The sequence below is a fragment of the Rheinheimera sp. ATLC3 genome (genome assembly GCF_059429535.1).
This window is the reverse complement of record NZ_CM182103.1, coordinates 1,648,292-1,670,047: the sequence shown is the minus strand read 5'-3', so window position 1 is coordinate 1,670,047 and position 21,756 is coordinate 1,648,292. Positions and strand designations below refer to the sequence as shown.

Genomic DNA, 21,756 nt, shown 5'->3' with positions numbered 1-21,756 from the left:
GCGGCATTTTAGTGAAAAGTCTGCAGCATAGGGTGGTTATTTTTGCCGTTTAACCCTATATAATTCTGGCAGAATTAACATAAACCAGAAAAATTACTGATATGAATACACCTGTAAAAAGTAAAGCGCTGGACCGGATTGATATCAGTATTCTGGACACGCTGCAGCGCGACGGCCGCATTGCCAATGTTGATCTGGCAAAAAAGGTTAATTTAAGCGCCAGCCCTTGTATCGACAGGGTTAAGCGGCTGGAAAAAGAAGGCTATATAGACGGCTTTGGCGCCCGGCTAAACGCGGCTAAGCTTGGCTTTGGTACTGCCGCTTTTATTCAGGTTACGCTGGACAGAACCACCAGCGAGGTATTTGATAAGTTTCGCGATGCGGTAGTGCAGATCCCTCAGGTGGCTGAATGTCACATGGTGGCGGGCGGTTTTGATTATCTGTTAAAACTGCGGTTGCCAAATATGGACGCTTACCGCGACATACTGGCACTGATTGTCGATTTGCCGGGTGTAGCGCAAACACATACCTATGTGGTGATAGAACAGGTGAAAAATGACCGGGGCTTGCCACTGAAACCGGCAGACAGCCCGCCGGCAGCGGGCTGATAATGGAAACGGCTGTTGCAGAGATTACATCCAGCGTTCGTTATTACGTTTTTTCGGCAGGATAAGCGGTAAAATAAGGCCAAACAGCAGGCCGGCCAGTAAAATCAGCGAACCCAGTACCATAGGTTTTTCCCAGATCGAGCTTTGGGTGTTTTCTAACTGCACTTTTAGCTGCTCATAGGCCCGGTTTGCTTGCTCCAGTTGTTCCTGCGCCGTCTGACGTTCAGCGACGGCCTGATTCAACTGGCTGTTTAACTCATCACGCTGCTGCTCCAGTGCCATAATTTTCTCATTATGATCGGCATACTCGGCTTTTAACTGCTCCAGCTGTGAAACTAACCCCGGGCTAAAGGTGACATGCTCTTTTGGCAACCAGCCGGTTTTGTTATCTTCATACTGAATTTGCGCATAGCCGGTCTCGGCATCTTCCCCAAGGTAAGTGACACTTTGGCCGGCGTTAATAGTCCCGACAATCCGGTACTGATTACTTGGGCCTGAATGCAGGTAAACAAATAAGGCGTCGCTGATAAAGGCTGGCTTGCTTTCTGTCTGGGCGGCGGCTGAACCGCAATAGGCTAACCAACATGCTGAAAATAATACCAGCAGGGAGCTTTTAATTAATCTGAACATAGGTATCCTGAGCTTATTTTTATAAAACAGCTTTGCAGCCAACACCTTGGATGATAGGGAGTTGCGCGGCAATTGACAAGGTTTAAAACGGTGGCGGCCTGTGCCGGACACACCATAGCAGACAGAGTAGCAGATGAGTACTGAACTTGAGCTGAAGTTTTTACTGGCTCCGGCATATTTACCGCAATTACAGGCCAGCCTGACGCAACTGGGCCAAATTAGCCACTATGAGCAGGCAGATCTGCTGAACGCTTATTTTGATACCAGCACGAACTGGTTTCGCCAGCATGACATGGGGCTGCGTAGCCGTCTGAAGAAAGGCCGCTATGAGCAAACCATTAAACTGGCGGGCACCCAGCATGGTGCTATGCAGATGCGGCCGGAGTACAACGCGCCCTGCGCGTCGGTAATACCACAGTTGGTGTCTTTTCCAAGTCACATATGGCCGGAAAATGCCGATGTCGGCAAGCTGCAGACAGAACTTACTGAGCTGTTCCGTACTGACTTTAACAGAAGAAGCTGGCAGTTGCGCTGTGCTGATGGTACGGAAGTCGACCTGGTTTACGATCAGGGCCAGGTGGCTGCGAAAGGTAAAACGCAGCCGATTGCTGAGCTGGAACTTGAATTGCTGACGGGCGATCCGCAGCAGCTTTTTGTTCTGGCAAACCAGCTTATTCAGCTACTACCGCTGCAAACCGGTTGGTTAAGTAAGGCTGCACGGGGTTACCAGCTGGCGTTTGAAACTAAACTAAAATTGCCCACAGACATTGGTGATTCTTTGCTGGCGCAGGTCAAAGCGCTGCAACAAGCCGAGGCCTGCTATTTACAACAACGGGATTTGTTGGCGCTTGGCATTGCGGCAAAGGCTCTGAGTGCTATTGCATCTGCGACCGGGAAGCTTGGGCAACTGCAACAGCTTAGTGTTACCGCGTCAGCTTTGGCGCAGCAACTTGCAGCCAACCAACCGGTATTTACGTTGCGGGAGTACAACTTATTACTGCTGAGCCTGTCGCAGTATCTGTATCAATATACCTGAGCGGGAGTCAATAATGAGCGAGCAAAGTGCTGCACTTTCCAGTTATCTAACGCAGATACTCAGCCGGTTTGATTTGACTGCTGTCAGCGGCGCCGCACAGCAGCAACTGGCCGTGTTGTTCAGCGGCAGCAACTTTATTGCCCGCACTTTGTTGCAACAACCGCAACTGCAGGCTGAATTTTGCGACAGTGCAGCACTGATGGCGGCTTTGCAGCTTAACAGCAATGTACCGCCACAGCTGGATGCCCTTGACGAGCCGGCTGCTTTTACAAAGCTACGACAGTACCGCAATGCTCAATTGTGTCGCATTCTGGCGGCAGATATTTTGCAGCTGCAGGATATTACTGAAAGCCTGCTGCAGGTATCACAAGTGGCAGATTTGACCATCAATGCGGCCTATCAGTGGGCCTATCAGCAGATGTCAGCACAGTGGGGCACGCCGCTGGACAATCAGGGAAAGGCAATGCCACTGCTTATTCTGGGCATGGGGAAGCTCGGTGGTGGTGAGCTAAATTTCTCTTCGGATATCGACTTAATTTTTACCTATCCGGGCAACGGCGAAACCCAGGGCGGACGCCGAAGCTGTGAGCATCAGCAGTTTTTTACCAAACTCGGCCAGAAGCTGATAGCGGCATTACATCAGGTTACCGCAGATGGCTTTGTGTACCGCGTCGATATGCGGCTGCGGCCTTTTGGTGATAGTGGCCCTCTGGTGCTGAGCTTTGCCGCAATGGAAGATTACTATCAGGAACAAGGCCGGGAGTGGGAGCGTTACGCCATGCTAAAAGCCAGGGTGCTAAACCCCGACGGTGTCCACAGCGCAGAGCTGACAAAACTACTGCGGCCCTTTATTTACCGGCGCTATATCGACTTCTCTGCCATTGAGTCGTTGCGGCGGATGAAACAGCAGATTGAGCAGGAAAATCGCCGTCTGAACCGGCGCGATAATATTAAACTTGGCATCGGCGGTATCCGCGAAGTTGAGTTTATTGTGCAGACATTACAACTGATCCGCGGTGGGCGCATCCCGGCCATGCAGCAGCCTGCATTGCTCAAAGCACTGCAGGTACTGGCAGACGAAAACATTCTGACGGCAGAACAAACCGGCGAACTGCGGCAGGATTACTTATTACTGCGCCGCATTGAGCAGGCGTTACAAGGCATAGACGACAAGCAAACTCAGACATTGCCACAGGACGATTTGTCAAAGGCGCAGCTGTTGGCATCGGTAGGCTTTGACAACTGGCAGCAGTTACAACAGTTGGTGGATGCCGCTATGGCCCGGGTGCACCAGCAATTCAAATTGGTGATTGATAACGGTGAAGAGCCGGACCAACAGGAAATCACGCTGGGTAAACTGATTTGGGACAGTGAGCAGGCATCATCTGAGCTTGCTGCGCAGCTCGACTGGCTTAGCCTGGAGCAGGCTACCGAGCTAATTGACCAGCTGCAGCAATTCAAACAGGATTGCCAAAAACGCAGTGTTGGCCCGCGTGGCCGCGATTTTCTGGCCAAGCTTATTCCGCTGTTGTTACATATGTTGCAACAACAGCAGGCGTTGCCCAGTGTGCTGAGCCGGGTATTGGGGGTATTTCGCCAAATCGTCACCCGTACCGCTTATCTGGAGCTGCTGTTTGAAAACGCTGCGGCCTTGCAACAACTGGTATTACTGTGTAATCAAAGCGGCTGGCTGGCCGAACATCTGGCGCGTTATCCGATGTTACTGGATGAGCTAATAGACCCGGCGCAGTTGTATCAGGTGTCAACAGCTGCTGATTATCGCGACCGCCTGCGCCAGCAAATGCTGCGGGTACCGTCAGATGATTTGGAGCTGTTAATGGAGACATTGCGCCAGTACAAACAGGCGCAGCAACTACGTATAGCGGCGGCGGATATCAGCGGTGTATTGCCGTTGATGAAAGTTAGCGACCATTTAACCTGGCTGGCTGAAGCCATAGTGGCGCAGGTCGTAGAGCTGGCCTGGCAGCAAATGACAGAGCGTTATGGTTTACCTGCCGGCGCCAGTAATGATAATAAAGGTGTTGCGGTAATAGCTTACGGCAAGCTTGGTGGGCTGGAGCTGGGTTATGGCTCTGATCTGGACCTGGTGTTTGTGCATAACTGTGACAGCCAGGAGGCAACCTCTGGCGATAAGGCCATAGATTCTAAGCAGTTCTATCTGAAACTGGTGCAGCGGGTACTGCATCTTTGTACCACCCGCACCAACAGTGGCGTATTGTACGATATCGATACCAGACTCAGGCCATCCGGTAACTCGGGGTTACTGGCAATCCACATTGAGACCTATGGCCAGTATCTGCAACAGGAAGCCTGGACCTGGGAACATCAGGCGCTAGTCAGGGCCAGGGCGATATATGGCAGCATGGACCTGCAGCAGCATTTTAACCGTATCCGTCAGCAGATTTTAAGTCAGCCCCGTGTACTTGGCAGCTTACGCCAGGATGTCACGACGATGCGTGATAAGCTGCGCCAGCATCACAGCGGTATGGCTGACGATCCCAAACATAGCGTTGGTGGTATTGTTGATCTGGAATTTATCAGCCAGTATCTGGTGCTGGCCTATAGCGCCGAACATGCCAGCCTGTACCAGTACAGCGACAATATCCGTATTCTTGAAGCCGCCGCCGCCGCTGGCTTACTCAGCACTGAGCAAAGTATTCAGTTGCAGCAGGCCTATCAGCTGTTACGTGGCGCCGGGCACCGCCAGACGCTGGCGCCGGCGACCCTGCCACCCGATGATCGTCTGCAACAGGCTAAATGGCAGGTAGAACAAGTGTGGCGGCAACTGTTTGACGTAACAGCAGCAGTGTAACGGTCACTATTGCTGTTTCGGCTGGGTATCGGCTGTCATACAATTCTTTTGCAGATGGTCATTGGCTTTGTCGGTGATCACTGCCGCCCGTTCACGCGGACAGTAATACGCCATTACCGGTGACTCAAAATCCGGTGCTATCGCCACTGCAACTTCATAGATCGTCTCAATCAGCGTCGTGTCAGTCTGAAAATACTGCTTTACCACATAGTCGCGGGGTAAGGTCCAGAACAGGGCTATGCCTTCTGCCTGCGAATACTCGGTCAGTTTAGTTTTCACCGTATCGCCTTCGCGAAACCGGCGGTCAGTTACCTGGCCGCGCCAGTTTGCTTCACCCGGCACCACGACATTAGCGCGTTGCTGCAGCTGCTGGGTCAAACGATCACTGGTATCAGGCAGCGATATCTTGAACTTTGACAACTCTTTTGCACCGTCGGCAATAGAGCCGCGTATTTTTGAGTAAAAATCGCTGAAGCCCTCAGCCGCGATGTTGGCAGAATCTTTACGGATCAGAAAATCCGGCTTGGTGAAAATGGCATAGGCAAAGGCCCCCAAAATGACCAGTAAACTCAGGTTACGGATCCAGAACCACATTTATCAGACTCCTTTAATACAAAGACGGCGCATTTTCATCGGGCCTGGTTTTAAAACGGCGGTGAAGCCACATATATTGCTCCGGCGCCCGCAACACAACTTGCTCTACCCATTGATTCACCCGGGTGACGTCGGCTTTCACATCGCCGGTCGGAAAAGGTGCCAGTTTGGGTTGAACTTCAATTTCGTATCCCTGACTGCCCGGTAAGCGCCTGGTGATAACCGGTATCACATCACAATTGGCAGCGTTGGCAAATAATAAGGTACCGGTCGTGGTCGCGGTATCTTTTACGGCAAAAAATGGTACAAATTCAGCTTTGTTGCGGCCGTAATCCTGATCGGGCAGGTAAAAGCACACTTCCTGCTGGTTCAGTGCGCGGATAAGCCCTTTCACATCACGCTTACCAATCATATATTTATTGCTTTTACTGCGGCCATGGTAGGTCAGATAGTCCAACAGTGGGTTGTTGTGCGGCCGGTAAAAGCCGACGCTGGGGTGGGTCAGGCCAAAAGCACGGCATACGCCCTCCAGGTGCAGAACATGCGGCGCCAGCAGTAATACACCTTTGCCTGCAGCCAGTGCCTGTTCAATATGCTCATAGCCTTTAAAATTTGCCAGTTTCCTGATCCGCCAGGTGGGCCACCACCAGCCAATCACCGTATCAAACAGCGCCCGGCCGGTTTCTTCAAAGTTACTTTTTACCAGAGCGGTTTGCTCGGCAGCAGGCATATCAGGAAAGCACAGCTCAATATTGCGCTGCGCTACTTTGCGGCGGGATTTCAGCACTTTGTATAGCAAGCGGCCAAAGCCCGCTCCTAACGTCATCAACACGCTATAAGGCAGCCAGCTGATGAGATAAAGCAACGCTGCGCCAAGCCACAACAACCAATAATTCGGCAACAAAAAGCGCCAGCTAAACTGCGGAGCCTGAACCACGCGATATCCTCAGCAAAAAATGAAAGCGCTATTGTAGCGAAAAATGGCGGGGGCGATAGCAGAAACTGGTAAGAGGTTCACCGCAGACGCGATGAACCTTAACGCAGATTAGTTAGTCAGGGCCTGGTTAATACCCGCCAGATCCTGTTCTGACAGGTTACCGGCTGCCTGTTTCAGTGCCAGAATAGCAATAACGTAGTTGTAGCGGGCACCGGATAAGTTGCGGCGTGCTTCAAACAGGTTACGGGTACTCAGCAGCACGTCAACGATGGTACGGGTGCCGACTTCAAAACCGGCTTCAGTGGCATTTAACGCACTTTCAGCAGAAATAACGGCTTGCTCAAGCGCCCGGATCGTTGCAATGTTCGCATTGATATCGTTGAACGAGCTGCGAACCTGACGCACTGCGGTACGGTAGCTTAGTTCCAGATCCTGGCCTGCAGCGACATAGTTAGCGCGGGCTACAGCAGTACGGGCCGTGGTAGCACCACCACTGTATAACGGCACACGCAGGTTTAATGCAATTTGCTTACTATCAAGCCGGGGTGTGTTAGAAGAACGCGTGACACCATTTAAGGTATTTTCAGATTCGCTGTCAGAGGTGTTGTAGTATCCATCTAATGTCACTGTTGGATAGTGCCCTGCTGCTGCTAAATCAATATCATTCTGCGCAATTTCCAGCGCCAGTTTGTTTGCCTTCAGGCTAAGGTTTTTCTCTTCTGCCAGTTTAACCCATTCGTCAGCACTGGCCGGTGAAGGTGTTTGAGTAGAAAATTTGTCGGTATTTAGCGTCGCCAGTTCAGCATGATACTGACCGGTAATTTCACGCAGTGCTTCGCGGGCGGTTTCCAGCGCGTTTTGCGCGGTAATTTCACGGGCGACGGCACTATCAAACTGCGCCTGGGCTTCATGCACATCAGTAATCGCTGTTAAACCTACGGCAAAGCGCTGTTTGGTTTGCTCCAGCTGGCGCTCGATAGAGCGTTTTTCCGCTTCAGCAAAACCTAAATCGTCACCTGCTTTTAACACATTAAAATAGGCTTGTGATACACGGACAATCAGCTCTTGCGATGCAGCATCCAGATTGGTCTGGCTTTGTAAGGCACGCTTTTCTGCCGTGTTCAGGTTTTCCCAGTTGGTCCAGTCAAAGACTGACTGTGATACGGCAACCCTTGCATTCCAGCCTTTGCTATCGCCATCAACAATCACAATACCGTCTTCCAGAAATTCAGGGCTTTCAGACCAGGTTTTGCTGTAACCTGCGGTTAAATTAACCTGAGGCAGTAAGCTGGCTTTAGAAACATCGATGCCCTCTTTGGCGGCATTGCGAGTGGCGACTGCTTTTAACAGCTGCGGATCTTTTTGCGTGGCTAACTGATATATTTCCTGCAGGTCCGCTGCAGCAATCTGCAGGCTGAACAAACCGAAAGAAGAGGCTAACAAGGTACTGATTAAGGTTTTTTTCATTTCTACCAATCCTGGTCAGATAAAAGGAAACTGCACGAATAATACTCTGTTACGGTAAACTTCGTAATCATTAAACGGTAAAGTTGCACGCAAGAGTGTAACAGAATGTGAGTGCAGTTATGTCTAAATACAATATCAGCCAGTATCCTTCATTTGGGCCGCAGGATCTGGAGATTCTCGACAAAAGCACGGTTTTTCAGGGTTTTTTCCGCTTAGAACAATATACATTGCGGCATAAGCTGTTCAACGGTGGTTGGAGTGGCACGGTAAAGCGCGAAGTATTTGAACGTGGCCACGCTGTTGTCGTGTTACCCTACAACGCGCAAACCGATGAGCTAGTGCTTATTGAACAGTTCAGAGTCGGTGCCGGCAGCGGGGGGCAAAGCCCATGGCTGCTGGAAGCGATAGCCGGCATGATCGAGCCAGGCGAAAGTGCTGAACAGGTCGCACGGCGTGAAGCGCAGGAAGAAGCCGGGTTAACAATAGGCGAACTTTGGCCTATGCTTAGCTACTTATCGAGCCCGGGCGGTACAACGGAGCGAATACAACTGTTTTTAGGCCAGGTTACCGCGCCGGTGCAGCAGGGTATCTTCGGTTTGGCTGATGAGCAGGAAGACATTAAAGTGCATCTGGTGCCCCGTACTGTGGCAATGCAACTGCTGGAACAGCAAAAAATCGATAACGCCGCCAGTGTCATTGCATTGCAATGGCTGGCTCTTAATCTGGATAAAGTAAAACACGCCTGGGGAGCCTGAAGTGTGGTTTAAGCGCCGTAAATATGTACCACAATTACCGGATTTTCTCGCTCTGTGTGAACGTAATTACGCGCAGTTGAACCGCTATTTGTCTGACGGTACCCATCAGGGACAGTCAACGGTCATTCAGGTATCTGCGCAGCATCGCTATTGTATCAGTGTCAGTGAGGTGGCCCGTTTTACCACCACGCTGCAGATAGAACTGCTGGATGAGCAGCAACATTTTTTCCGGCCGCATTTTGTCGTGCGGTTATATCATGATGCCCAGGTAGCCGAAGTGCTGGCCTGCCAGCATATCAGCCGTTTTAAAGCTCGCTACGATTACCCTAATCTGGACATGTTGTTACCGGATGAAAAAAGGCAAATCAATATGTTACTGCGTGACTGGCTGAAACTCTGCGCTGGTCAGGGTTACATTAACCGGGAGCTGGTGTTCGGTTAATGCAGTATGTGTTCAGCCCGAAAAACGCCTACCGGCTGGTGCAGGTCACCGATTGCCACTTATTACAAAGTGCAGACGGTTACTATCAGCAGGTGCAACCTGCAAAGCATCTGGCTGCCATAATCAGGCAGTTGCAAACAGAGCTGCCTGATGCGGTAATCTTAACCGGCGATTTAACACAGGATCACAGCGAAGCGTCATACCACCTGCTGGCTGAGCTTATGCAGGGATTACAGTGCCCGGTATTTGTAACGCCGGGTAATCATGATGATGAAACCATGCTAAGCCAGCTCTGTGCCGCTCCACCTTTTTGTGCCGAACTAAGCTTACAGCTAAATGGCTGGCAACTTTTATTGTTAAACACCAAGGGGGAAACGCCGGCCGGTATATTTCCCAAGGCACAGCAGCAATGGTTAGCACAGCAATGCCGCGACAGTACACAAGCCAATATCTGGCTGTTTTGCCATCATCACCCTGTGCCGCTTAACTGTTTTATAGATAAACACGGTCAGCAGGATCAAACGGCGCTTTGGTGTAGCATTAAAGCACACCCTCAGATCAGGGGAATTGCACACGGCCATGCGCATTATGCCTATCAGCGGCAGGAGCAGGGCATTAATGTGGTAGGCTGTCCGGCCAGTTCCGTGCAGTTTTCACCGCTACCATACTGGCATACTGTAAATGACGGGCCCCAGTGGTGCGATTGGTTCTTTAGTGCCGATGGCGAGGTCAGCTGGCAGTTTCGGCGGCTGTAAACATGACAACAAGACAGAATATGAACAGTAAAATACTCTATTTACATGGTTTTGCCAGCTCGTCGCTGTCAGAAAAAGCGCAGCAGACTACGGCGTATTTCCGCCAGCATTATCCGCATATTGACTATGTAGCGCTGGATCTGCCTTACGAACCGGCGGCAGCGCTTAACCTTATCAGGCAGCAAATAGGGCCACAGCGTGATGTTGCGCTGATAGGCAGCTCATTGGGCGGCTTTCTGGCAACCTGTATTGCTGAACAAATTGATTGCCGGGCCTGTTTGATTAACCCGGCTGTGGCGCCGCACACGGTATTGGATAAACACCTGGGCCGTTATTATCACCCGGTGTTGCAACAGCACTTTGATGTTACCGGTGCGCAAATGAGCCAGCTGCAGCAGATGATGCCAATAACGTTGCAAAAGCCTGAGAATTACCTGCTGTTGTTGCAAAGCGGCGATGAAGTGTTAGATTACCGTCTTGCGCTTGAATACTATAAAGGTGCAACCATAAAACTGAGCGAAGGTGGTGATCACAGTTATGTTGGCTATGCCAGCGAGCTGGAGGCTATTGCCAACTTTTGCCAACTTGCGTAAAACGCGCTTAATCCTATCAGCCAGTGACCGAGACTATGACATCACAACAATACAATGCCGATTCGATTGAAGTGCTGACCGGGCTTGAACCCGTGCAGCGTCGCCCCGGAATGTATACCGATACCAGCCGGCCAAACCATTTAGGGCAAGAAGTTATCGACAACAGTGTCGATGAAGCGCTGGCAGGGCATGCCGATGCAGTACAGGTTATTTTGCATGATGATCAGTCACTTGAAGTAATTGATAACGGCCGTGGTATGCCGGTAGACATTCACCCGGAAGAGGGCGTTACCGGCGTAGAGCTGATTTTTTGCCGTTTGCACGCCGGGGGTAAGTTCTCCAACAAGAACTACCAATTCTCCGGCGGCCTGCATGGTGTAGGTATTTCGGTGGTTAACGCCTTGTCGAGCCGCGTTGATGTCACCGTGCGTCGCGACGGTAATGTGTATGAAATGGCGTTTGAACATGGCAATAAAGTGTCAGAGCTGAGCATCACCGGCACTGTGGGTAAACGCAATACCGGTACCCGGGTGCGATTCTGGCCAACAGCATCTTACTTCGATTCTGCCAAATTCTCGGTCAGCCGCCTGCTGCATGTCTTAAAAGCCAAAGCCGTATTGTGTCCGGGGCTGACCGTCAGTTTTGATGACAAAGTAAACCAGCAGCAGTACCAGTGGTGCTATCAGGCTGGCATTAAAGATTATCTGGCCGAGTCAGTTAAAGATTATGTTTGCCTGCCGGAAAAACCATTTGTCGGCAGTTTCAGTGCCAGCACTGAAGCTGTGGAATGGGCATTGTTATGGCTGCCAGAGGGCGGCGAGCTGGTGACCGAAAGCTATGTCAACCTGATCCCAACGGCTCAGGGTGGTACTCATGTCAATGGTTTGCGCCAGGGCTTACTTGAAGCGTTGCGTGAATTTTGTGAGTTCCGCAACCTGTTGCCACGTGGCATCAAGCTGTCAGCAGAAGATATCTGGGACCGCTGTGCTTATATCCTGTCGCTAAAAATGCAGGATCCACAATTTGCCGGCCAGACCAAAGAGCGCTTGTCGTCGCGTCAGTCAGCCGCTTTTGTGTCGGGCATTGTAAAAGATGCGTTTAGTTTGTGGCTGAACGAGCACACCGATATTGCAGAAAGCCTGGCAGACTTTTGTATTAACAACGCGCAAAAGCGCTTAAAAGCGGCCAAAAAAGTCGTACGGAAAAAAGTGACGTCGGGCCCGGCCTTGCCCGGCAAGCTGGCTGATTGCTCGTCACAGGATTTAAACCAGACCGAGCTGTTTCTGGTAGAAGGCGACTCGGCAGGCGGCAGTGCCAAACAGGCACGCGACCGCGAGTTTCAGGCTGTTATGCCACTGCGCGGTAAAATTCTGAATACCTGGGAAGTGGAGTCCGGCCAAATTCTGGCGTCGCAGGAAGTGCATGACATTTCCGTTGCCATCGGTATGGACCCGGACAGCGACGATTTAACTGCATTGCGCTACGGTAAAATCTGTATTCTGGCAGATGCGGACTCAGATGGTCTGCACATTGCCACCTTGTTATGCGCCTTGTTTATGCGCCATTTCCGTAATCTGGTTGAAGCGGGTCATGTCTATGTAGCCATGCCGCCTTTATACCGCATTGATATCGGCAAAGAGGTGTATTACGCGCTGGATGAGGATGAGAAAAACGGCATTCTGGACCGGATAGAAGCAGAGAAAAAACGCGGTAAAGTAAACGTACAGCGTTTTAAAGGCTTGGGTGAGATGAACCCGTTGCAACTGCGTGAAACCACCATGGATCCTAATACCCGACGCTTAGTGCAGCTGACGATAGATGACGTGACCCAAACCATGGAAATCATGGATATGTTGCTGGCGAAAAAACGCTCTACCGACCGGCGTGAATGGCTGGAGCAAAAAGGCGACAAAGCAGCCCTTACGGTTTAACAAGAGTATTCAGCACAAGGCGTCAGACTGTGAACAAACATTTATCGGCAATTATGTTTTGTACCGGCATGCTGTTGAGTCAGACTGTCGTTGCAACTACGCTGCCAGATTGGCTGGCGCAGGTTGATGAGCAAAAACACCAACAACCTGAGCAAATGTTGCAGTTGCTGCAGCAGCATCGCTCTGAGCTGGCAAACCTGACGCCAGAGGTACAGGCAAACTGGTACTATCAGCAGGCCGCGCTGATGAAGGCTCTGGGACGGCATCAGGAACAGCTGGAAGCCGCAGAGCAGGGGTTGGCGTTGCTGGGTAAAGAACCATCGCTGTTAAAAGTAGACCTGCTTTATCAGTTGGGTTTTGCGCTGGAAATGCAAACACAATACCAGCAGGCGTTACAAAACTATCAGCACGGCATGGAACTGGCCACTTTGCTCGATGACGAAAAGCATGTTTTGCTGGGGCAGATTAATCATGCAGCAGTGCTCAGTGCACAAAATAAAGAGCAGCAGGCATTACTGCTGCTTAAAGATACTTATCAGCGTGCTCAGCCACTGAAAGATGCGGAACTGCTGGCAGAAATAAATGCTGAACTTGGGCTCTTGTACGCCTCTTTGTCGTTTGAACAGGATGCGATTGAGCTGCTGAATGAGGCATTAGAGCAGTATGAGCAATTGGGCTGGCAAAAAAACCAAATCACAGTACTTTTTAACCAGGCCCGTACCTACAGTTATCTCGAACAATATCAGTTGTCGCTGCAAACCTATAATCGGATGCTGCAAAAAAGTCTGCAGGCTGATGATAAGGTGAACCTGTACCATGCCTATCTGGGGCTGGCTATTACCAGCAGCGAAAGCGGCAGCGGCGAGGCGGCGCTATCTTATATCGATAAAGCCGAGCAGTATTTACCTCAGCTACAGTCTACGTCGCATATTTCGACGCATCACTATGAAAAGGCACTGATTTATCAGAAGCTGAATCAAAGCTCGCTGGCGATGCAGCAAGTGGTGCTGGCAGAGCAAGCACTGACGGAAGAAAGTGTGGCTGAAGATAGCCCAACCCGGCTGAATGTCTGGTACTTAAAAGCTCAGTTGTTGGCAGAGCAAGGTGAGTATCAGCGGGCTTATCAGCAGTTAACGGATTTTGTTTTTCTGTTTCAGGATGTGCGCAACAAAGAAAATGAGCTGGCGCTGGAGCAGCTGCGGCTTGGCTTTGATCATGAACGGCAACTTCAGCAAAACCGCCTGTTGGAGCAGGATAATGAACTTAAAGCTTTGCGATTGAAAGAAGCAGAGCGTGACCGGCAGGTACAGTTTTTATGGCTGGCGGTGCTGGGCAGCAGCACCTTGGTGCTGCTGATCCTGCTGTTATGGCAACTCACCCGCAAAAAATCTAAATATACAGCGACCGGTGCAGATGTATCCGGCCAGACAGGATAAGTTATGACAGAAACAGTAATTTCGTATGACGGTGTAGAGCAGCTTCCGCTGCGACGTTTTACTGAAGAGGCGTACTTAAATTACTCCATGTACGTCATTATGGACAGGGCTTTACCGCATATCGGTGACGGATTAAAACCGGTGCAGCGGCGTATCGTGTATGCGATGTCTGAGCTTGGGCTGTCACATCTGGCTAAGTACAAAAAGTCGGCCCGTACAGTCGGTGATGTGTTGGGTAAATTTCACCCGCATGGCGATTCGGCGTGTTATGAAGCTATGGTATTGATGGCTCAGCCATTTTCTTACCGTTATCCGCTGGTTGACGGTCAGGGCAACTGGGGGGCACCGGACGACCCAAAATCGTTTGCGGCAATGCGTTATACCGAAGCCAAGCTGTCGCGTTTTTCGGAAGTGCTGCTGTCTGAACTGGGCTCCGGCACGACGGACTGGCTGCCGAACTTCGATGGCACCCTGGAAGAGCCTAAAGTGCTGCCAGCGCGTTTACCGCATATTCTGCTAAATGGTATTACCGGTATTGCCGTGGGTATGGCAACCGATATTCCGCCACATAACGCGCGTGAAGTGGCGCATGCCTGTGCTGCGCTGCTGGACAATCCGCACAGCACAGTAACGGATTTAATGCAGTACGTAAAAGGGCCGGACTACCCGACTGATGCCGAGATCATCAGCCCGGCAACCGACTTAGCCGCTATCTACGAAACCGGCCGTGGCAGCGTAAAAATGCGCGCTATTTACCAGCAGGAAGATGGCGATATTGTCATTACCGCTTTGCCGCATCAAACATCAGGTGCCAAAGTGCTGGAACAGATCGCCGCCCAGATGCAGGCGAAAAAGTTGCCTATGGTCAGTGACTTACGCGATGAGTCGGATCATGAAAACCCGACCCGGATTGTGATCGTACCGCGTTCAAACCGCATTGATGTTGAACAGCTGATGCAGCATCTGTTTGCGACCACTGATCTGGAGAAAAGCTACCGGGTTAATATCAATATACTTGGGCTGGATAACCGGCCGCGGGTAAAAAATCTGCTGGAAATCCTGACGGAATGGCTGACCTTCCGCCGCGATACGATGCGCCGCCGCCTGCAATACCGCTTAGACAAGGTACTGGATCGGTTGCATGTATTGGAAGGTTTATTAATAGCCTTTCTGAACATTGATGATGTGATCCGTATTATCCGCACTTTTGATGAGCCCAAACCTGAGTTAGTGTCATTCTTTGGCATTACCGAACGCCAGGCCGAAGCTATTCTGGAATTGAAATTACGCCATTTAGCCAAGCTGGAAGAGATGAAAATCCGCGGCGAGCAGGACGAGCTGGCTAAAGAGCGTGATAAGTTACAGGCGATCCTTGGCTCAGAGAAAAAGCTGACCAAGCTTATCCGTGACGAGCTGCTCTCTGACGCTGAGAAATATGGTGATGACAGACGTAGCCCGATAGTGGTGCGCGGCGAAGCCAAAGCGCTGAGTGAAAAAGAGCTGTTGCCAAGTGAGGCGGTTACTGTGGTGCTGTCGGAAAAAGGCTGGGTGCGCTGTGCCAAAGGCCATGATGTTGATGGTAATGCGTTGAGTTACAAAGCCGGTGATGCCTTTAAAGCCATGGCCAGTGGCCGTTCAAACCAGCAAGCAGTATTTATTGATTCATCAGGCCGTAGTTTTGCCACCGAAGCGCATGAACTGCCGTCCGCCCGCGGCCAGGGCGAGCCCTTAAGCGGCCGTTTTGCTATGGTTGCTGGTGAGAGTTTTGAGCATGTGCTGCTAGGTGATGACAAACAGGCCCTGCTGCTGGCCAGTGACGCCGGCTATGGCTTTGTTGCCGAGTACAGTGATTTACTCAGCCGTAACAAAGCCGGTAAAGCCGTGCTGAGTTTGCCGGTAGGCGCAAAAGTATTACCGCCTGTGGTAGTGAAGCAACCGGATACCGATTTGGTACTGTGTATTTCTAATGAAGGCCGCATGCTGGTATTTCCGGTCGCGGATTTACCTAAGCTCAGCAAAGGTAAGGGTAATAAACTGATGTCTATTCCTTCGGCCCGTGCTGCCAGTCGTGAAGAGTATGTCTGTCAGCTGGCGATAGTACCGGCTGACGGCAGCGTAACGTTGGTGGCTGGCAAGCGCAAGCTGGGGCTCAAAGCGGACGATCTGGCGCATTATCACGGTGAGCGCGGCCGGCGTGGCAATAAGTTGCCACGCGGTCTGCAGCGCATTGATGAGGTGCAGGTTAGTCAGGGTAATGACGGCGGTAGTGATCAAACCAGCAGCAGCGAATAAAGCCGCTATACTAGGCGCCTTTTTCAGGCGCCTTTTTTGTGCCAGCGACAACAGCCACCTATAGTGGAAGAGCGGAGATAGCAGTGATTGCGGTAGTAAGGTTAATTTTATTGGTGCTGTTTTTCATTATCAGTACGGTTGCAGGTTTGCTGATTTGTTTGGTTCGGCCATTTCACCCGAATAATGTCTATATTTTTTCCCATTGGTACGGCTGGATGTCACGTATTTTCGGCATTAGTGTAGAAGTTCGCTGCGATAGCGCTATCGACCCTGCCAAGCCTTATGTTTATATTGCTAACCACCAGAATAACCTGGATTTATTTACCATCAGTAATGGTGTGCAGCCACGCACAGTTACCATTGGCAAAAAAAGCCTTAAGTTTATTCCGTTTTTTGGTCAGCTGTACTGGCTTAGCGGTAATATTCTGATCGACCGCAACAACAAATCCAAAGCACTGAACACTATGCTGGCCGCGGCTGAACGGATTAACCGTGACCGTTTATCGGTGTGGATGTTTCCTGAAGGCACACGCAGTTATGGCCGCGGTTTACTGCCATTTAAAATGGGTGCTTTCCATATCGCGCTGGAAGCTGCTGTGCCGTTAGTGCCGGTCTGTATGAGCAGCACCCACGGCCAGTTTAAACTGAACCGCTGGAATAATGGCAAAGTGATTATTCAGCTGATGGAACCGGTAGCCTTACCAGCACGTGAGCAGATGAATATCCGGGAGTTTGCACAAAGTATGCACCAGCAGATGCAGCAGCAGATAGCTTTACTTGATAGCGAACTGGGCAACGACTACACTGCCAGCACTATCGCAGCGAAAGAGTAATTTTATGGAAAACTGGCAGGAATTTACTGAAGACACCATAGGTGCGTTACTGGAAGACGGTAGCGATCCGGATGCGCTTTACACCATCGAGCACCATTTCTACGACAAAGATTTTGCCAAGCTGGAAAAACTGGCCGTAGAGCTGTTTAAGCTTGGCTATGAAGTGACCGATGCCGAAGAAGTTGAGTTTGAAGATGGCGGCAACGCCTGGGTGTTTGATGCCATACGTGAGCAATCACTGGATGCTGACAGTATTGTTGCTGATGCGATTAAGCTTGAAGAGTTGGCACATAAACATAAAGTAGAATACGACGGCTGGGGCACCTATTTCGAAGGTGACGATGACGTTGAATATGATGACGAAGAATAAATCCTGTTGAAAAGCCGCTGTAAAGCGGCTTTTTTCTTTGTTGATTGAGCAGCGTGTGACAGCACTCAGCTTTGCGATACTGTCTGGCCGTCCCGTAACCGCTCTGCACCGCGGGTGACCACTTTCTCGCCGGCTTGTAAGCCTTCATCTACTGTGACCCAATCGCCGTTACCGTCGCTGACTTTTACCGCTTTACGGTGCGCGACATTGTCATCATCCACTGTCACGACATAGGTGCCGTCGCTGCGCAGCAGCAGGGCATCACGGTGTACAGTTACTGCCGCCCTGGCATCACGGGTAGCAACTTTAACACTGACCAGCTCGCCGGCCAGCCAGGCAGAAGAGGCTTTACCCAGCTTTAATCTAAGCTCTGCGCGCTGGCTTTGTGCATCTGCTGCCGGGATCAGGGCTGTTACTGCCGCGCTGCCGTGTTGCTGCTGGTTGCTGATATTCAAGGTGTCGCCAAGACGGACAAAACGCAGGTACTGCAGCGGTATATAGGCGCGAACTTCCAGCTGATAAATATCCTGCAAGCGGATCAGCGCAGTGTTACGCAGCACATCGCCACCGGCCTCGCGTATGCGCTCAGCCACTACTCCGGCAAAAGGTGCCCGCACTTCGGTACGGTTTAGCTGATCGTCCAGCTGCGCAATACGGGCGGCAATAATGTCGGCATCGGCTTGTGCCAGCTGGTAATCAGAGCGGGCTTTATCCAGTTGTAGCAGTGAAACACTCTGGCTTTGCTGCAAATCCTGCAGCCTTTTATATTCGCGGCTGAAATAGTCTGCTTGCAGCCTGGCCCGCTGCTGCTGGGCGGTCAGTTCGACTTTTTGCAGCTGCAGTGGCAGCGGATCCAGCTGCGCCAGCAGGTCGCCGCGTTGTACAGTGGTGCCCGCTTCGGCTACCCAGCTCAGGCGACCGTCTATGCCGGCGGTCAGCTCAGTGTTATTCAGGCTGTAGATGGTGCCGGCAATATCCATTGTTGGTACTTCGTATGATAAGCGGCTTTCAGTCAGCTGTACGGATGTCGCCGGTGCTGTTTGTGCCAACGTCAGTGAGCTGAATAAACAACTGATGAGCAATATCGATTTATACATGGGAGTTTCCTTGGGCAGTGACAGTGGCACTGCGTATACGCATTGAAACCGGGCGCTGTATTTGCAGTACTGCAGGTAACAGGATCAGAGTAAACAGGGCGCTGACAGCCATACCACCAACAATCACTGTCGCCAGGCCGCGGTAAATTTCGGCGCCGACACCGGGGATCAGCATCAGCGGTAGCATGCCAAACAAGCTGGTCAGTGTGCTCATATACACCGGCCGGGCGCGCAGCAGTATTGCCTGTTGCACCGCTTGCTGCCGTGGCAGGCCTTCACGCTCACCGCTGCGGGTTTGATCCACCAGCAGAATGGCATTGTTAACCACCAATCCCAGCAAAATAATAAACCCTATCATCGTTAGCAGGTCGAGCGATTGTGGTGTAAACAGATTCACCAGTGCCAGCGCGGCAACACCACCGGCGATGGCCAGCGGCATTACCAGCAACACCAGCAAAGCATCATGTAATGAACGGAACAAGGCTGTCATCAGCAGTAGCAGAATAAGTAAGGCCAAGGTGAAATTCAGCAGCATTTCGTCTATTGCAGAGTTCATCTGGCTGGCGTTGCCGCTTAGCAGCAGGCTGGCACCTTCCGGCAGTGCCTGTTGCATAGGCGGTAGAACATACTGCTGCAGGATATCCATAGTTTCATCCAGCGACATGCCCTCAGGCGGACGCACTATTAAGCTAATGGTGCGTTTACCACCAATACGGCGCAGTTGTGACGGCCCGACAGTTTGTCGCACATACGCCATATCGCCCAGTGTCTGGTTACCGGCACGGGGCGTGACCAATGGCATCGCTGCCAGCTGCTCTGGTGTTTGCCAGGGTTCGGCACGCAGGATAACGTTCATTCTGTCGTTGCCATCGAAATACTCAGACACAAAAAGCCCACTGGTAAAAGCCCGGACATAATTGGCGACATCCGCCCGGTTTAAGCCAGCCTGGCTGATGGCTCTGTCATTAGGCAACAGTTGCAGTTCGGGCTCAGCCATATCCAGCGCCGGTACCGGCTGTGCACTGCCGCCAGCGAGATGTTCCTGCACTTTGCTAACACCAATGCGGGCCACCTGCATCAGATCGCTCAGCTCTGGCCCTTGCAAGTTCAGCTCGATACTGCGGCCATCTCCGCCGCCTGATACGTTAATCATTGAACCGCGAAACAGAAATACCTGAGTATCCGGTATGCCGGCAAATACTTCGTTGCGCACCAGGTCCATCAGGGCTTCTACCTGTGTTGGGTCTGCTGCATAAATAAAGCCGCCACTGGCGTTAGGGCCATAAGAGTAAAAATTATAACTTTTAATAGCCGGTGTTTTGCCGCCGCGGTAATAAGGTTCCAGCCGCTCGACGACACGGTTAGCCAGCTCTTGTTCGAGAAATTCAATGTTGCCGCCGGGTGGAAGGCTGAAGTTAAAAAAGAAACCATCTATAGGCGCACGTGGCATAAAATCGGTGCGTGGCAGCAGTACGAGCGTTATTAATACCGACCCTGCCAGCAGGCCGGTGGCCCAGCTCAGACGTTTGGTGGCACTATCGGTCAGTCGCATAATCAGCTGGCTCAAACGTTGCCAGTAGGCAGCAAAAGGGTCGGCTTGTTGTGTGGCCGGCAACCAGTAGCGGCTGGCGAGCGGGATCACCGTTATGGCGGCGATAAAGCTGCTGCATACCGCCACAGATAACGTCAGGGCCAAATCGGAAAACAACTGACCTTCGATACCGGCCATAAACAGTATCGGTAAGAAGATCGCTACGGTCGTTGCAGTGGAAGCCAGCAAAGCACCGCTTACCTGCGCAGCGCCACGTAGCGCGGCTTTTTTATCATCCAGGCCTTCGCTTTTCAAACGTAGGATGTTTTCCTGCACAATAATAGCCGCGTCCAGCACCAGGCCAACAGCAAACGCCAACCCGGCCAGTGAAATCACATTCAGGCTGCGCCCAAGTAATTGCAGGGCCAAAAGGGCGATAGCCAGTGAAAGCGGAATGCTAAGCGCAATAATAGCCGTGGCACGCCAGCCCCGCATAAACAGCCATAACAGCGCCAGTGCTAACACTACGCCAAGCCCCAGATTACTTTTTACCAGCGCCAGTGCGTTACGGATATGCACCGAAGCATCAAAGCTCAGGTCCATCATTAAGCCGGCTTCAAGCAGTGGTCCGGCATTCAGTTCGCGGATAGCAATGTTGATTTCATCCAGCAGCGCTACGGTATTGGCATCATTATTCCGTGCAACAGTAATGTAATACGCCTGAGCACCGTTACGCAGCGTAAAGCCGGTGCGGTCGCTAAAGCCCAGCTCCGCTGTTGCAAGATCGCGCAAGTAAATTGGTCGATCTCCGCTGTAAGCCAGAATCATATCCAGCAGTGACTGCGGGTTAAACTGACCGGCAAAACGTACTGTGTACTGGCGGCGGCCAACATCGGCAAAACCGCCGGACGCATCTGTAGCTGCCCGAAGCTGTGAGGCAATGTTGTTGATACTCAAACCCAGTGCAGCGGCGCGCTGCGCATCAAAAGTAATGCGCAGCTCTCGCGGACGCTGGCTGTTCAGGTTGACCTGGCCGACACCCTGGATCCGGCTTAGCCTTGGATACACCACATCTTCAATCAGCTGCTGATAGCTGGCAACATCTTTGACGTTGTTGCCCGGAAGCGGGCGGATCAGAATAGAGGCTGCGTTAGGCGTATTTTGTCCGCCACCTGCAACAACAGTTGGCTCTATCGCATCCAGCGGTAACGGCGGCGCCTGATTCAGGTTGTTGATCACATCCAGCGTGGCCTGTTGCATATCGGCACCAATGTCGAATGTCAGCGTAATAGAGCCAAAGCCGCGTTGAATATTGGTTTCAACTTTCGTTACACCGCGGGTGTTTTTTATTGCGTTTTCAATAGGTTCAATAATGACCGCTTCAACCTCCTGCGGCGCAGCTGAACGCCAGCCGGTAAAAACAGAAATTTGCGGTTGTTCTATATCCGGCGTGATCTGGATAGGAAGTTTAAGCAGGCTGATTACGCCAAACAACAAAATCAGAATAGCAGTAACAATAACGCTGGCCGGATTTTTAAGCGCCGCACGGCTGAGGTTCATGCTGAGTAATTCCGTATACTTATGTGGCTTGAAATCTATCCGCTGGCGGCATAAAA

Annotated in this window: 18 protein-coding genes; 12 read left to right on the top strand and 6 right to left on the bottom strand. The window is 51.4% G+C overall.

The window, feature by feature from the left end; all coding sequences use genetic code 11:
• The first annotated feature begins 101 nt into the window (after positions 1–101).
• Positions 102–608, top strand: a complete 507-nt coding sequence (locus AC5SV9_RS07800; RefSeq protein WP_134059162.1) for an Lrp/AsnC ligand binding domain-containing protein — start codon at positions 102–104, stop codon at positions 606–608.
• A 24-nt stretch (positions 609–632) separates the two neighbouring features.
• On the opposite strand, the gene AC5SV9_RS07795 is transcribed toward AC5SV9_RS07800, so the two are convergent.
• The gene (locus AC5SV9_RS07795; RefSeq protein WP_134059165.1) at positions 633–1,238 is read right to left on the bottom strand and encodes a TIGR04211 family SH3 domain-containing protein; all 606 of its coding nucleotides are present in this window, start codon (positions 1,236–1,238) and stop codon (positions 633–635) included.
• A gap of 133 nt (positions 1,239–1,371) precedes the next feature.
• Here AC5SV9_RS07795 and AC5SV9_RS07790 point away from each other — a divergent pair, with 133 nt between their 5' ends.
• Both AC5SV9_RS07790 and glnE read left to right on the top strand, forming a co-directional pair.
• Positions 1,372–2,274 (top strand): CYTH domain-containing protein, encoded by a 903-nt coding sequence (locus AC5SV9_RS07790; RefSeq protein WP_475147797.1) that lies wholly within the window; start codon positions 1,372–1,374, stop codon positions 2,272–2,274.
• A 13-nt stretch (positions 2,275–2,287) separates the two neighbouring features.
• Positions 2,288–5,107, top strand: a complete 2,820-nt coding sequence (gene glnE, locus AC5SV9_RS07785) for a bifunctional [glutamate--ammonia ligase]-adenylyl-L-tyrosine phosphorylase/[glutamate--ammonia-ligase] adenylyltransferase (protein ID WP_475147794.1) — start codon at positions 2,288–2,290, stop codon at positions 5,105–5,107.
• Between the two features lie 6 nt (positions 5,108–5,113).
• Here glnE and AC5SV9_RS07780 read toward each other — a convergent pair whose 3' ends face one another.
• From AC5SV9_RS07780 to tolC, 3 genes are all read right to left on the bottom strand, one after another.
• Positions 5,114–5,701, bottom strand: coding sequence for a TcpQ domain-containing protein (locus AC5SV9_RS07780; RefSeq protein WP_475147793.1), 588 nt, complete (start codon positions 5,699–5,701; stop codon positions 5,114–5,116).
• Positions 5,702–5,714: 13 nt separating this feature from the next.
• Positions 5,715–6,638, bottom strand: a complete 924-nt coding sequence (gene lpxL, locus AC5SV9_RS07775) for an LpxL/LpxP family Kdo(2)-lipid IV(A) lauroyl/palmitoleoyl acyltransferase (RefSeq protein ID WP_475147790.1) — start codon at positions 6,636–6,638, stop codon at positions 5,715–5,717.
• Between the two features lie 108 nt (positions 6,639–6,746).
• Complete coding sequence (tolC, locus tag AC5SV9_RS07770) at positions 6,747–8,105, bottom strand: outer membrane channel protein TolC (RefSeq protein ID WP_475147789.1); 1,359 nt, start codon at positions 8,103–8,105, stop codon at positions 6,747–6,749.
• Positions 8,106–8,224: 119 nt separating this feature from the next.
• Here tolC and nudF point away from each other — a divergent pair, with 119 nt between their 5' ends.
• The 9 genes from nudF to rraB all read left to right on the top strand — a co-directional run bounded on the left by nudF (position 8,225) and on the right by rraB (position 17,512).
• Positions 8,225–8,860 carry an ADP-ribose diphosphatase gene (gene nudF, locus AC5SV9_RS07765; RefSeq protein ID WP_475147787.1) on the top strand — a complete coding sequence of 212 codons (636 nt, stop codon included), beginning with the start codon at positions 8,225–8,227 and terminating at the stop codon, positions 8,858–8,860.
• A 1-nt stretch (position 8,861) separates the two neighbouring features.
• Positions 8,862–9,302, top strand: a complete 441-nt coding sequence (locus AC5SV9_RS07760) for a DUF1249 domain-containing protein (RefSeq protein WP_475147784.1) — start codon at positions 8,862–8,864, stop codon at positions 9,300–9,302.
• Complete coding sequence (locus AC5SV9_RS07755) at positions 9,302–10,057, top strand: metallophosphoesterase family protein (RefSeq protein WP_475147782.1); 756 nt, start codon at positions 9,302–9,304, stop codon at positions 10,055–10,057. The genes AC5SV9_RS07760 and AC5SV9_RS07755 overlap by 1 nt, the downstream gene beginning before the upstream one ends.
• Before the next feature lie 20 nt (positions 10,058–10,077).
• Positions 10,078–10,650, top strand: coding sequence for a YqiA/YcfP family alpha/beta fold hydrolase (locus tag AC5SV9_RS07750; RefSeq protein WP_475147779.1), 573 nt, complete (start codon positions 10,078–10,080; stop codon positions 10,648–10,650).
• A 35-nt stretch (positions 10,651–10,685) separates the two neighbouring features.
• Positions 10,686–12,581, top strand: coding sequence for a DNA topoisomerase IV subunit B (gene parE / locus AC5SV9_RS07745; RefSeq protein ID WP_226767785.1), 1,896 nt, complete (start codon positions 10,686–10,688; stop codon positions 12,579–12,581).
• Between the two features lie 29 nt (positions 12,582–12,610).
• Complete coding sequence (locus AC5SV9_RS07740; protein WP_475147777.1) at positions 12,611–14,017, top strand: tetratricopeptide repeat protein; 1,407 nt, start codon at positions 12,611–12,613, stop codon at positions 14,015–14,017.
• Between the two features lie 3 nt (positions 14,018–14,020).
• Complete coding sequence (gene parC / locus AC5SV9_RS07735) at positions 14,021–16,309, top strand: DNA topoisomerase IV subunit A (protein ID WP_475147774.1); 2,289 nt, start codon at positions 14,021–14,023, stop codon at positions 16,307–16,309.
• 83 nt (positions 16,310–16,392) lie between these two features.
• Positions 16,393–17,142 carry a 1-acylglycerol-3-phosphate O-acyltransferase gene (locus AC5SV9_RS07730; RefSeq protein ID WP_475147771.1) on the top strand — a complete coding sequence of 250 codons (750 nt, stop codon included), beginning with the start codon at positions 16,393–16,395 and terminating at the stop codon, positions 17,140–17,142.
• 4 nt (positions 17,143–17,146) lie between these two features.
• Entirely contained in the window at positions 17,147–17,512 is a 366-nt protein-coding gene (gene rraB / locus AC5SV9_RS07725; protein WP_134059205.1) for a ribonuclease E inhibitor RraB, read from the top strand.
• Positions 17,513–17,577: 65 nt separating this feature from the next.
• On the opposite strand, the gene AC5SV9_RS07720 is transcribed toward rraB, so the two are convergent.
• Together AC5SV9_RS07720 and AC5SV9_RS07715 are read right to left on the bottom strand one after the other, a co-directional pair.
• Positions 17,578–18,609, bottom strand: coding sequence for an efflux RND transporter periplasmic adaptor subunit (locus tag AC5SV9_RS07720; protein WP_475147768.1), 1,032 nt, complete (start codon positions 18,607–18,609; stop codon positions 17,578–17,580).
• Positions 18,602–21,700, bottom strand: a complete 3,099-nt coding sequence (locus AC5SV9_RS07715) for an efflux RND transporter permease subunit (protein ID WP_475147764.1) — start codon at positions 21,698–21,700, stop codon at positions 18,602–18,604. Before AC5SV9_RS07715 ends, AC5SV9_RS07720 begins: the two co-directional genes overlap by 8 nt.
• Positions 21,701–21,756 lie beyond the last annotated feature (56 nt).

Bases quoted from the DNA above. Each gene is read 5' to 3' on its own strand.
- glnE (WP_475147794.1), top strand. From the start codon at position 2,288: ATGAGCGAGCAAAGTGCTGCACTTTCCAGTTATCTAACGCAGATACTC.
- AC5SV9_RS07720 (WP_475147768.1), bottom strand. From the start codon at position 18,609: ATGTATAAATCGATATTGCTCATCAGTTGTTTATTCAGCTCACTGACG.
- AC5SV9_RS07755 (WP_475147782.1), top strand. From the start codon at position 9,302: ATGCAGTATGTGTTCAGCCCGAAAAACGCCTACCGGCTGGTGCAGGTC.
- AC5SV9_RS07800 (WP_134059162.1), top strand. From the start codon at position 102: ATGAATACACCTGTAAAAAGTAAAGCGCTGGACCGGATTGATATCAGT.
- parE (WP_226767785.1), top strand. From the start codon at position 10,686: ATGACATCACAACAATACAATGCCGATTCGATTGAAGTGCTGACCGGG.
- AC5SV9_RS07750 (WP_475147779.1), top strand. From the start codon at position 10,078: ATGAACAGTAAAATACTCTATTTACATGGTTTTGCCAGCTCGTCGCTG.
- rraB (WP_134059205.1), top strand. From the start codon at position 17,147: ATGGAAAACTGGCAGGAATTTACTGAAGACACCATAGGTGCGTTACTG.
- AC5SV9_RS07790 (WP_475147797.1), top strand. From the start codon at position 1,372: ATGAGTACTGAACTTGAGCTGAAGTTTTTACTGGCTCCGGCATATTTA.
- AC5SV9_RS07795 (WP_134059165.1), bottom strand. From the start codon at position 1,238: ATGTTCAGATTAATTAAAAGCTCCCTGCTGGTATTATTTTCAGCATGT.
- nudF (WP_475147787.1), top strand. From the start codon at position 8,225: ATGTCTAAATACAATATCAGCCAGTATCCTTCATTTGGGCCGCAGGAT.
- AC5SV9_RS07715 (WP_475147764.1), bottom strand. From the start codon at position 21,700: ATGAACCTCAGCCGTGCGGCGCTTAAAAATCCGGCCAGCGTTATTGTT.
- AC5SV9_RS07780 (WP_475147793.1), bottom strand. From the start codon at position 5,701: ATGTGGTTCTGGATCCGTAACCTGAGTTTACTGGTCATTTTGGGGGCC.
- tolC (WP_475147789.1), bottom strand. From the start codon at position 8,105: ATGAAAAAAACCTTAATCAGTACCTTGTTAGCCTCTTCTTTCGGTTTG.
- parC (WP_475147774.1), top strand. From the start codon at position 14,021: ATGACAGAAACAGTAATTTCGTATGACGGTGTAGAGCAGCTTCCGCTG.